Annotated in this window: 11 protein-coding genes; 1 reads left to right on the top strand and 10 read right to left on the bottom strand. The window is 48.2% G+C overall.

The window, feature by feature from the left end; translation table 11 throughout:
* Positions 1-85 precede the first annotated feature (85 nt).
* Positions 86-1,735, bottom strand: a complete 1,650-nt coding sequence (locus LC508_RS03575; protein WP_033141734.1) for a DAK2 domain-containing protein — start codon at positions 1,733-1,735, stop codon at positions 86-88.
* 18 nt (positions 1,736-1,753) lie between these two features.
* The gene (locus tag LC508_RS03570) at positions 1,754-2,110 is read right to left on the bottom strand and encodes an Asp23/Gls24 family envelope stress response protein (protein WP_033141735.1); all 357 of its coding nucleotides are present in this window, start codon (positions 2,108-2,110) and stop codon (positions 1,754-1,756) included.
* A 217-nt stretch (positions 2,111-2,327) separates the two neighbouring features.
* Between LC508_RS03570 and rpmB the strand changes: the two genes are divergently transcribed.
* Positions 2,328-2,516, top strand: coding sequence for a 50S ribosomal protein L28 (rpmB, locus tag LC508_RS03565; RefSeq protein WP_018598007.1), 189 nt, complete (start codon positions 2,328-2,330; stop codon positions 2,514-2,516).
* A 295-nt stretch (positions 2,517-2,811) separates the two neighbouring features.
* Here the strand turns inward: rpmB and LC508_RS03560 are convergent, their stop codons facing one another.
* The 8 genes from LC508_RS03560 to LC508_RS03525 all read right to left on the bottom strand — a co-directional run bounded on the left by LC508_RS03560 (position 2,812) and on the right by LC508_RS03525 (position 12,122).
* Complete coding sequence (locus LC508_RS03560) at positions 2,812-3,246, bottom strand: GerW family sporulation protein (RefSeq protein WP_054351290.1); 435 nt, start codon at positions 3,244-3,246, stop codon at positions 2,812-2,814.
* 20 nt (positions 3,247-3,266) lie between these two features.
* Positions 3,267-4,313 carry a hypothetical protein gene (locus LC508_RS03555; RefSeq protein WP_147398944.1) on the bottom strand — a complete coding sequence of 349 codons (1,047 nt, stop codon included), beginning with the start codon at positions 4,311-4,313 and terminating at the stop codon, positions 3,267-3,269.
* An 11-nt stretch (positions 4,314-4,324) separates the two neighbouring features.
* Positions 4,325-4,663, bottom strand: coding sequence for a hypothetical protein (locus LC508_RS03550; protein WP_103732086.1), 339 nt, complete (start codon positions 4,661-4,663; stop codon positions 4,325-4,327).
* Positions 4,664-4,723: 60 nt separating this feature from the next.
* Positions 4,724-6,250 carry a polyphosphate:AMP phosphotransferase gene (gene pap / locus LC508_RS03545; protein WP_103732087.1) on the bottom strand — a complete coding sequence of 509 codons (1,527 nt, stop codon included), beginning with the start codon at positions 6,248-6,250 and terminating at the stop codon, positions 4,724-4,726.
* Positions 6,251-6,368: 118 nt separating this feature from the next.
* Entirely contained in the window at positions 6,369-6,821 is a 453-nt protein-coding gene (locus LC508_RS03540; RefSeq protein WP_033141740.1) for an NUDIX hydrolase, read from the bottom strand.
* 279 nt (positions 6,822-7,100) lie between these two features.
* Complete coding sequence (locus LC508_RS03535) at positions 7,101-8,597, bottom strand: peptidoglycan D,D-transpeptidase FtsI family protein (RefSeq protein WP_103732088.1); 1,497 nt, start codon at positions 8,595-8,597, stop codon at positions 7,101-7,103.
* On the bottom strand, positions 8,509-9,900 hold the full coding sequence (locus LC508_RS03530) for an FtsW/RodA/SpoVE family cell cycle protein (protein WP_033141742.1): 1,392 nt from the start codon (positions 9,898-9,900) through the stop codon (positions 8,509-8,511). Before LC508_RS03530 ends, LC508_RS03535 begins: the two co-directional genes overlap by 89 nt.
* Before the next feature lie 8 nt (positions 9,901-9,908).
* Complete coding sequence (locus tag LC508_RS03525; protein WP_103732090.1) at positions 9,909-12,122, bottom strand: U32 family peptidase; 2,214 nt, start codon at positions 12,120-12,122, stop codon at positions 9,909-9,911.
* Positions 12,123-12,216: the final 94 nt, after the last annotated feature.

The raw sequence follows: 12,216 nt of genomic DNA, 5'->3' as shown, positions 1-12,216 counted from the left end.
ACACGCTGTCTTTCTTTTTGTGTAAAGAAGAGGTGTTTCAGCAGGCAAAGCCGCGTCCACACCTCTTATTTTTCAATCCCGCAGGTTATTCCACGGATACCACATAATAATAGATCGGCTGACCGCCGTCGTTTACTTCCACATCAAAATCCGGGTAGCGCTCCTCCAGCTTCTCACCCAGGCGCTGTGCATCCTCTGCACTCACATCAGACCCATAGTATACACTGATGATCTCCGTGTCCTCATCCACCATAGCGTCAATGGTCTCCATGGTAATGCCTTCCACGCCCTCGCCCACAGCTAAAATGCCATGGTCACCGATTCCCATAATGTTGCCCTGGCGAATCTCCTTATCATCGATCTTCGTATCCCTCACCGCATAAGTGACCTGACCGGTCTTCACATTGCCGATGCACTGCAGCATCTCCTCTGTATTCTGCTCCACCGTCTTCTCCGGCACATAATTGATCATCGCCGTGATACCCTGGGGTATGGTCTTGGTCGGAATGACAATGATATTCTTATCTTCTGTCAGATCTCTTGCCTGGTTGGCTGCCAGAATGATGTTTTTATTGTTGGGGAACACGAAAATATTCTTTGCATGTACCTGCTCAATGGCTTTCAGCACGTCCTCTGTACTTGGATTCATGGTCTGGCCGCCTTCGATCAGATAGTCAGCGCCCAGATCCCGGAAGATATCTCCCATGCCGTCGCCTACCGATACAGAGATGAATCCCACCTCTTTTTCCGGAACGGCTTCTCTTTGCTGTGCTGCCAGCTTCTCAGCCTCTTTGATCACCTTTTCATGGTGCTCCAGGCGCATATTGTCAATCTTCATGTTGGAGAGCTGTCCGTAAGTCAGGGCTTTTTGGATTGCCATACCAGGATCATTGGTATGTACATGCACCTTCACGATTTCATCATCCGCCACAACTACCAGGGAATCTCCGATGGACATGAGATATTCTTTGAAAGTCTGCTCCTCTTTTTCCGGAAATTCCTTTTCCAGCATGATGATAAATTCTGTGCAGTAGCCGAATTTGATATTGCTCTCCTCCGCGGACACCGGTTTGCTCATGCCTGAGGACTTGGGCTTTTCAAAATTCATGTCGATCTCTTTACCCAGATAGCCGTCATAGGCACCTTTCAGAACCTCCACCAGTCCCTGTCCGCCGGAGTCCACAACGCCTGCCTCTTTTAAAACAGGAAGCATGTCCGGTGTTCTGGAGAGCACATGCTCCGCATGGGCGATCACATCCGCAAAGAAACTGCTGAGATCCCTGCAGTCCTCTGCGATCTCCAGAGCCTTGTCAGCCGCGCCCTTGGCAACTGTCAGGATTGTACCCTCTTTTGGCTTCATAACAGCTTTATAGGCGGTTTCCACACCCTTTTCAAACGCTTTTGCAAAGGCAGGTGCATCCACTGTATCATAATGTTCAATGGTTTTTGTAAAACCTCTCAGAAGCTGAGAAAGGATAACTCCCGAATTTCCTCTTGCCCCGCGCAGGGAACCGGAAGAGATGGCCTTAGCCAGTGTCTTCATGGTTGGATTCTCAAGAGCACTTACTTCAGAAGCGGCAGACAGAATCGTCAGCGTCATATTCGTTCCCGTGTCACCGTCCGGTACAGGGAATACATTCAGTTCATTAATCCATTCTTTCTTAGCTTCCAGATTTTTGGCACCGGCCAGAAACATCCTGCCAAGCATCTTCGCGTCAACGGTATTGGTATTCAAAACAAGTTTCCTCCTTAATTAATCGATTACTCTTACGCCCTCTACAAGGATATTGATCTTCTCTATAGTCAAACCGGTAAATTCCTCCACGCGGTATTTCACATTGCTGATGAGATTGTCGGACACGGCAGAGATGCTGACGCCGTACGCGACGATCACGTGAAATTCCAGAGTGATTTTATTATCGGTGATGATGACATTGATTCCATGCTTCAGGCTGTCTTTCTTCAGGAGCTTAACCAGCCCGTCCTTCATGCTGACTGCCGCCATGCCTACGATTCCAAAACATTCGACTGCCACGCTTCCCGCATAAGTAGCGATGACATCCGTATCAATCATTATTTTACCTAATCCTGTATCAACAAGTCCATCCATGCACGGACACCTCCATAGCTTTTTTCTTTGCCGCCGCCCGGGGTATTCCCCGGTCTGCCGCTTTTTCATAGAACCATTCTAACATATCTTTCCCAAAAACGAAATATTAATTTAAAATTTTTATATTTTCACTTGCAAATCCTGTTATCTTCTGTTAAAATAACTATTGTTGTGAGTTTGTATACACGGACTTATTCTATGTTAAGGAGGTGCTACCATGGCAAAGTGTGCAATTTGTGAAAAAGGTGCTCATTTCGGGAACAACGTGAGCCATTCCCATAGAAGATCAAACAAGATGTGGAAATCCAACATCAAATCTGTTAAAGTAAAAACAGCAAACGGTGCTGCAAAGAAAATGTATGTTTGTACTTCCTGCTTAAGAAGCGGCAAAGTGGAGAGAGCGTAAAGAATGAGGAAAGGCCTTGTCCGATGAGACAAGGTCTTTTTTTGTCCTCTTCTATATTCATTCAGCAGCAGAACAGGTTGTATCCCACCAGCATGCACAGTGCCGCAAGTAATACCATAAGGAAGCTCTTTGGAAATATCAAGGCAAGAAACAGCCCTACTCCAATCCAAAACAGTAAAAATCCAATGAGTCTCTGCACAGTCTCTCTGTTTCTCCTTTTGCCTGTTTACTTTAATATATGCACAAAGCCGCCATGAATGACATCCCGGCGGCTTTTTTATGTCCTGTATCCTCTTTACTCTTCTGTTTTATCTTCTGTATCTACTTCCTCAGCCTCTTTCTTCTCGGATTCTGCTTTCTTTGCAGGCTCTTTTGCTGCTGCCGCTTCCTCTTTTTTGCCGTCCGTAAATTTATTTACAAAATCGGGAACCATATCCAGAATTTTGGTAAGGCCGTCCTGGTTCTTCACATTGACCAGTTTTGTACTGCCGCCTGAGATCACCAGCACTGCGCTTGGGGAGACCTTGCCGCCCATACCGCCGCCGCCGTTGTTCTTCTTGTCATCGGCAAATGCACCTGCAGCCACGCCGAAGGATACGTCGATCAGCGGAAGGATAATGGTGTCTCCCACAGTGATCGCCTCCCCTACCACTGTTTTCGTTGTGATAAAGCTGTCCATTCCCTTGAAGAGGGAATCCACCGTTGTCTTGAAACTATTATCTGAAGCCATAGTTATTTCCTCCTTAATGTTTACTTGTTTTTAAATTTTTTTCTCAAATCCCTGACATTGGCATCCCTGAACAGTTTCCAGACCGTACGGAGAAACATAAACCCGTACATTCTTCCCCAGATCTGTGCGCGTCCTTCCAGTATGACTCTGTCAAAATACGGATGCAGGGAAAGTCCTCTGCCGTAAAGAGGATAGAAAATACTGGCTCCTGCCAGCACCTGCCCTGTAAGCGCCGGATCATCAAATCCAAAATAAATGTCGCCTTTTATTTTTCTGGGCCGCACATGCCTCATTATGATACCCAGTTCTCCAAATACCAATGTCTTGGCACCCAGAAAGGATTCCGAGGCCAGCAGTTCCCTGATTTGCTCTATTTTACCATAAATCTCTTTGGCTGTCCGCCTGAAATTTACAAAAGCCGCTTTTATTTTCCCGGGAAGCCCAAGAAGTTTTTTTATGATCTCCGAAATTTTTTCAAAAACACTGCGGAGTTTCGCAGCCGGACTCTTTTTCTCAGCCGGATTCTTTTTCTCAGCCGGTTTCTTCTTCTCTGCGAAGTCTTTTGTCTCCGCGGAGTTTTTTGTCTCAGCGTCCATCTCTGTCCCGACAGCCTTTACGCTGCTTTCCTTCTCAGTCTCCAACAGGGCCTGCTGTGCGCTGCGGGGCTTTTTTGCCGGAATAGCTGCCTGTTCTTCTGTTTCTGTGCCTTCCCCCGGTGGTGTTTTTTTCTCCTCCGCTGCTGTCAGCTCAGGTTTTTTCTTCTGTCGTTTCTGCCTCCAGGCAGCGATTTTTTTCAATACCACATCCACGGGTATTCCCAAAAAACGGATGGAAAGCTGTAACCCTTCCGTCCCGGAACCGTATCTGGCTGTGACAAAGATCAGATGGAACAGCCAGGAAACCCTCACTTTTCCCTCGTACTTTCCCTCCTCCCGGAAAGCGCTTCCGTAGTAGCGCACCGGTACAAAGACCAGCGACAGCAGAAGGAGAAGAAGCAGACACAATAGCACCAGCAGCAGAATTCCGATTATTTTTAGTATACCCAAAATTATATGTATCAGCATCATCTTCCCACCTGTCAGTCTCTTTTTTTCTCCCGGGCTGCTTTTTCAAGAAGCCAGCCGCGGATATCCATGGCGCCTGTCTCCTCATAGACTTCTTCTGCAATCTGTTCCACCAGCTCCACAGCCTCGTAATATCCCGAACAGAGTCCCACGATCATGGGACAATTTCTCCTGATCGGCTTCTGCAGCAAATAATTTGCAGATATAATTTCCAGGGAATTCGCCGGGTTGACTGCAAGGGTCACCAGATAAATATCAATGACCCCTGCACCCTGATTGATCTTCCGTATCAGCTTTTTTTGTTTCTTTTTTGCATTATCGCCAACATACAGATTCTTATACCAGTTTAGCATAAATTTCCATCCTTAATCAGAGTCCTGCAGCGTTCCGGCCATCGGAATGGCTGCGGATTCCTATTCTTTCAGCCTTCTTTCAATTGCATTCACAACAGATTCCAGCACTTTGATGCGGGCATAATATTTGTCATTGCCCTCCACGATGATCCATGGTGCATAGGAGGTTGACGTACGGATGACCATCTCGTTGACTGCCTCCTCGTACTGGTCCCATTTTTCCCGGTTTCTCCAGTCTTCGTCTGTGATCTTCCACTGTTTTTCCGGATTTTCCATGCGCTCTTTGAATCTCCGCTCCTGCTCATCCTTGTCAATATGCATCCAGAATTTCAGCACGATCGCTCCGGAATGGGCCAGATGGGCTTCCATATCATTGATCTCCTTGTAGGCCCGCTGCCATTCTTCTTTGGTGCAGAATCCCTCGATCCGCTCCACCATCACCCTTCCGTACCAGGTCCGGTCAAATATGGCAACATGGCCTGCCTTTGGCATGTCCTTCCAGAAACGCCACAGATAATGGTGGTTCTTCTCCACAGCAGAGGGAGCCGCCGTGGGATTCACCACATATCCTCTGGGATCCATGGCCTCTGTAAGACGCTTGATGGCGCCGCCCTTGCCTCCCGCATCCCATCCCTCAAATCCCAGCACAACGGGGATTCTGCGGCTGTACAGCTCACTGTGGAGGATTGCCATGCGGTCCTGCAGATTTTTTAATTTCTTCTTATATTCTTCCTTTGTGTAGGACAGTGTCAGATCAGCTTTGCTGAGGGTGGAGGATTCCAGAACTTTCCTGGACAGTGGTTCGTATTCCTTCACGGCTTCACCCGCACCGGCCTCCGCCTTACGCGCCTCTTCTTTCGCCAGCTTTTCCGTCTTAACTTCCTCTATCTTCTCTGTCAGACTCTCGATAACAGAGGAAAGAATCTTCACCGTGGCAAAGCGGCGGTCCGTGGCCTCGATAATGGTCCAGGGGGCACACTCTGTCTCTGTCTTCTCCAGCATTTCCTCCAGCATGGCTTTATAGGTGCCATACTCCTCGTTGCGCTTCAAATCAGCCTTGCTGACTCTCCACGCTGTCTCTTTATTATCCAGAAGTCCGTCAAAACGCTTTTTCTGTTCTTTTCTGCTGATGTGCATAAAGAACTTGATCAGCACAGCGCCGTCATCTGTCAGCGTCTTCTCAAATGTATTGATCTCCTGATAGGCATACATAAGCTCTTCCGGTGAAATCTTCTCCTCAAACCTGTCCACGGAAACTCTCCTGTACCAGCTTGTATCAAAAATGGCGATCCTGCCTTTTTCCGGCGTCTTAGTCCAGAAACGCCACAAAAACGGGTACATGCGCTCCTCTTTTGACTCCTGTTTGATAGCAAAAACTTTAAACCCCCTGGGATCCAGCGGATGTATCAGTTTATTGATCTGCACGCCCTTTCCCGCTGCCCCAAACCCTTCAAAGAGAATCATGACCGGGATTCCCAAATCCCTGCATTCCCTCTGCAGACGTGAAAGTGTCCCTTCCAGAGCCTCCATCTTTTCTTTGTACTCTTCTTTCCCCATCTCTTTTGTCAAATCAATCTGTTCTAACATCTGGCTACCTCCTCCATTTTTATGAAAGCGCGGCTGTTAATAGTTACTGTCTGAATCTACACCTGTAAAAGTACAAAAAGGGGCTGGAAAAACCAGTCCCTTCTCATCAGCTGAATAACTAAAAATACTTTTTGTTTCCCCACAGATTTGATTTTTTCAAATCCAGGTATTCATTATAAGCCTTTTCCAGAATCTGCTTTTCGTTGGAAAACCGTAATAGATGGTAAGCTTCATGGAACTTGTAAAAACCGGAATCTACAAAATATTCGTCTCTCTGGGGCCGGCTGTAATAGCTGCTGGCGGCCATGAGATACCAGTAGACATCCTTTTCCACAGTATCTTCCGGCACACAAAAACTATACTGGCTTTTTCCTACATATTTGATGATATTAGCTGCTACACCTGCCTCCTCCTTCACTTCGCGCAGTGCCGTATCCTTATAGTCTTCGCCTTCCTCTACTGTACCCTTTGGCAAAACCCAGCCCTCATATTTGTGCTTATAGGATTTGTACAGGGTCAGTATCTTTCCCCGATATATTACCACCCCGCCACAGCTCGTTGCTTCAATCATAGTGCAAGTCCTCCTGTACGACCCTTTTCCGGGCCAGCGTTGTGTTTCGTTGTTATCAGTATACCTCTTTTTGGATACCTGTGCAAGGGATAAATGGAAACTGCAATGGGGGGGAGTTAAGGCGGACGGAAGAGGGAGGGAGCGGGGATGAATGTCTGTGAGCGAAGCGTTGCGCTGCCACGGAGCTAACCTGCTCCCTCCCTCTTCCTGGTTTTTAGCTTTCCCGTATGCGTTTCATAGTGGGTAAAATAAGGGTGCAGGGCGGAAAGTTATATAAATCTAATAATAAAATTCATTGAAGACCTCATGGGCAATGGGGACTGCTACGGAGCTGCCGGTTCCGGCGCCTTCTGCTATGACTGCGATGGCGATCTGGGCATCTCCCATGGTGGAGTATCCTACAAACCAGGAATGGGTCTTTATGTCCCCGTCTGCACCGTAATACTCCGCGGATCCTGTCTTGCCGGCGGCGCTGTAGTTCTCGCCGCTTAAGGAGGACGCGGTTCCTCTGTTTACCACCTCTTCCATAAGGTTCTGCATCACACGGGCCTCACTGCTCTCCATAAGCTGTTTGTATTCCGCCGGCTTGGTGGACTTCACCACATCCCCGTTCACATTCTCTATATGGTCCACATAATATGGTTTCATCAGCACGCCGTCATTGGCAATGGCACTGACGATCATGGCCATATGCATGGGAGAGACCAGGGTGTTTCCCTGACCGATGGAGGTCTGCATAAGGAGCGGGTTGCCCGGATGCTCACCCAAGTCGAATCTGCTCTTGTTGTATTCAATGGGAACGGGGAGCTTGCTGTTAAATAAAAGGCTCTCCGCCGTCTGTGTCAGCTTTGATTTTCCCAGATCCACACCGATGCTGGCAAAGGCACTGTTGCAGGATTCCGCGAAAGCCGTGGTGAAATCCTCCTCCCCGTGCACTTCCCCGTCATAGCAGGTGATAGTATGGTCATCCATGGTAATGCTGCCGTCACAGTTATAATAATAGCCGTCTATGCTGCCGTGGGCTTTCAGGTAGGCCAGGGCTGTGACGATCTTGAATGTGGACCCCGGCGGATAAGCGCCCTGTGTTGCCCGGTTCAGCAGGCTGCTGTTTGAGTTGTCGCTGACCAGATAATCCCAGTCCTGGGCCACTGTATTGGGATTGAAATCCGGCTTACTCACAGATGCCAGAACCGCTCCTGTTCGAGGGTCCATGACCACAACAGCGCCTCTGTTGTCTCCCAGAGCATTATAGGCTGTCTGCTGCAGGGAGGCATTCAGGGTGCTGACCACATTGTCTCCCAGGTTCTTTTCACTTTTCAGTTCATTAGCCGCCTGTGAGAGATAGCCGTCATGGGAAGTCATGAGCTGGAAATTCGCCAGGGATTCCAAGCCGTTTTTGCCGTTGGCATCATATCCAACCACATGGGCAAACACATTGCTGTAGGGATATACCCTGGTTTCCGAACCGTCGTCATTTACCTGTGTATAGGCCAGAGTCTGTCCGTCAGAGGACAGGATGCTGCCGCGGACCACCCGGTCCTCAAACTGGTCCTGCCTGGTGTTATAGGGACTGCTGATCACGCCCTCCCGCTTCACCACCTGGAAATAAACCATATAGCCAATCAAAGAAATAAAGATGCATACGAAAAAATAACTGACTATGGCATATTCCCGGTTCCGGGCCTTCTTAGCCTTTAATTCTTTTTTCTCTAACGCCTTCTCTTCCTTTAAGAGACGCTTCTCTTCTTTTTTCTTTCTGCTTTTCAAGTTCTTCATCCTCGTCTTCTCTCAAAATATATAACCCCTGGATAATCGCCAGCATGATGATCGTGCTTAACACAGAGCTTCCGCCGTAGCTGACAAGGGGAAGGGTGATTCCCGTCATGGGGATAAATTTTGTCACACCGCCGATGGTAAGAAACACCTGAAACGCATATTCCGTTCCCAGTCCCAGCGCGATCAGTTTATAAAACGGTTTCTTGATCTGCAGGGAGATATTCACCACCAGCAAAAACATACTCATACAGATCAGGATCAGGCACATGGCAAAGAGAACCCCCATCTCCTCACAGATCGCAGCAAACATATAGTCCTGCTTAACAAAGGGAATCATATTGGGGGAACCCTGGCAAAGCCCCATGCCAAACAGACTTCCTGTACCGATGGCAAACAGCCCCTGTACAATTTGATATCCCGCCCCTTCATAGACAGAGAAGGGATTTTTCCAGGCAACTACCCTCTGGCGCACATGTCCGAAGAGGAAGTAGGCGCCCACAGCCGCCACGCAGCCGGAGCCAAGCCCCGCCAGCAGATACAGAGGCTTTTTGGTAGCCACATACAGCATGACCACGTATGTGATGAAAAAAACCAGAGCACTTCCAAGGTCCTTGGATATGACCAGTACCAGCACATAAGCGGCAGCCACTGCCGTTGTGATCACATGATCCTGAAACGTAGCTCTTTTCCTGTACAGCCTGCAGGCAACAAAAAATACAAAGATGATTTTCACAAACTCCGAGGGCTGGAACGCGAATCCGCCCAGAGAAATATTGATCTTCGCCCCGTTGACATTCTTGCCCAGGACCAGAACTACCAGAAGCAGCAGCATGCCCGCCCCGGCATAGAACCAAGTCCACTTATTTAAAAAGGTCAGTTTTCTTATCATGACCGGTATCACCATGGCAATAACCGTAGCGATCACCACGATCTGAAACTGCCGCACCGCAGATTCCGTATCCAGCCTTGCCAGCATGATAAAGCCCACAGAGAGCAGCATGCACATATGGTTCAGCAAAAGCAATGACGCCTTCTTGTAAAAGATTCGGTAAAGTACCTGAACCACAATAAAATACAAAAGCTGTGCTCCAAAGAAATATATGACTTCCATCTTTTCCGTCTTCAGGAAAATAACAAGGAAAGCCACAAAATCCATGAAGAAGATCACAATAAGCTGTTTTCTTAAAATATACCGCTTATCATCCTCAGCCTTGTATTTAAACACACTGAAACTCTCCAGCGTATAGAGAGCCGCCAGTATAAGCAGCAGATATTTTGAAAGTTCTACAATTAAATTAATCAAATCTTCACCTACTCCACGCCCCGTTTAAAATGCCCTTTTGTAAATTCAGGCACCTGATCCGGCACGTCTTTATTTTTCTTGTAAACATCCAGAAACAAATCGAGCAGTCTTCCAGTTTCAGCTTTCCCTTCTATCGTAAAGTTCATACGGAATGCCGAAACAGATAAGGCTTTTATCTGCTCTGCCTCCTTTAAAAGACCTGTGGGAACGCTGTTGTAAATCACATTATAACAGAAATCACACACGCACTGGGCGGTAAAATAATTCCCGTACCTGTCTTTCAGCCGCACAGTTCCGCTCTTTTTATCACAGGCGTTATATGTCTTCTTCAGACACTGGGCAGATATCATCATAGGGTAATACCCGTAGACAATCCACTCGCTGCCCGCATTATCTCTGCGGCGTATCTCCCCGCCGTTCTGCTCCAAAGGAACCGTGGTGCGCAGCACACCCCGGTCTTCCAGAAAAGCTTTTGACGCGTCATTAAACGCATATAAAGAGTGATCACACACCGCTTTCTCTGCAAGTCCCAGACTCTTTACATACCCCAGCTCTTCCAGATTCCGCACCAGGAACCCATCCAGACACCCCGCCAGATTCATAAGTTCTGCCTCTTTGCTCTCCAGATTTTTCTCTCTCTGGATATAGGGAAATGCCAGATAACACTCCTTGCCGAATTCCTTTATATACTCCACGGCATACCTGGTCTTTTCCTCAAAACTATCGCCCCAGAACATGGATATGCTGCAGTAAATACCATCCACTTCCGGCCGTCTCAAGGCCTCCTCCATTTGTTCCCATGTCTCCACAGACACGTAAAACTTTTTGGAACCCCTGCTTTTTTCCGGTTTTGGGGATGTTTTCTTCTCCCCGCCATCCATCCTCCGTACATCCAGCACGCGTCTGAAGGGCTGCAGGCACTCTTTTTCCAGCGCTTCCAGGCCTTTTCTGCGCAATTCATTCAGACTCTGCATGGGCAGAAATCCCTGCTCATCTGTCTGCACATCCAAGTGTTCAAATACAAACGGGGTGTTCCCTGTCTTCTCCATCTGCTTTTTCACCCGTTCTGCGTCAAGGGGCTGCTTCCTGGCTTCCTGTACGGTTTCCCCTTCCACCTGTACGTGGCGGTTTCCGTACTCCAAATCCAGTATAGCAGGGCTGCCGCAAAAGAGGATTACATTTCCGTAAATTTTTTCTTGCAATTTCTTGTCAACATATTGAACTTTCAATTGCGAAAATAAGTCTTCATCCCGTTTTCCCGGTCCCTTTTCCCGGCTGTCCCGGGCCTTTAGATTCTGCACAGCCATCATATTTCTGCCATTGTGCTGTTTATAATAGCCCTCGTTGAACCCATCTCTCTGGTATAACTTTAAAAGCTCCTGCCTGTCGCTGTCCAGGACACGAAAGCTTTTGGGGTTCTCTTTATACAGATCCAGATATTTTCGGTAAATCCTTGTGACGCCTGCCGCATATTCCGGCTTTTTCATGCGCCCCTCTATTTTCAGGGAATAGACTCCCGCGTCCAAGATCTCCGGCAGAATGTCAATGGTGCACATATCTTTTGGACTCAGAGGATATTCCTCCTTCTTACTTCCCAGCCTTTTCTCTCCGTCGTACACTTCATAGGGAAGCCTGCAGGGCTGTGCACATCTTCCCCTGTTGCCGCTTCTTCCTCCCAGCATACTGGAGAACAGGCACATACCGGAATAGGAGTAACAGAGTGCGCCGTGAATAAAGCTCTCAATCTCCATCCCTGTCTCCTCATAGATCTCACGAATCTCCTGAAGGGACAGCTCACGGGCAGTCACGATCCTGGATGCCCCTGCCTCCTTCATAAGAGCTGCCCCCTTCGGCCCGGTCACCGCCATCTGGGTACTCACATGGATGGGCAGCCCGGGAAATTCCCTTCTGATAAAAGAGAGAACGCCATAGTCCTGTACAATGACAGCGTCCACGCCCTGTTCATAATAAGGAGCCAGATAGGTGTACAACTGTTCTTCCAGCTCTCTGTTTTTAAGCAGAGTATTCACGGTCATATATATTTTCTTTCCGTGCAGGTGGGTAAAATCAATGGCTTCAAGCAGTTCGTCTGTGTCCGGGTTGTTGGCGTACGCCCTGGCCCCGAACATCTGACCTCCAATATAGACCGCATCCGCCCCCGCTTGGACAGCGGCACGAAGCCCCTCATAAGAACCGGCAGGTGCCAGCAGTTCTGCTCTCATAATCTGTCTCCTCCAAAATTCCTGTTGATAGAAAAAGGGCGTGTTACTTCTGTCCGAAGCGCGCCCTATCATTCTGTGTTCCGGAAGTTTTAAG

The organism is Blautia parvula (assembly GCF_020215665.1).
GTDB classification, from domain to species: Bacteria; Bacillota; Clostridia; order Lachnospirales; family Lachnospiraceae; genus Blautia; species Blautia celeris.
This window is presented reverse-complemented; position numbering and strand designations above follow the sequence as displayed.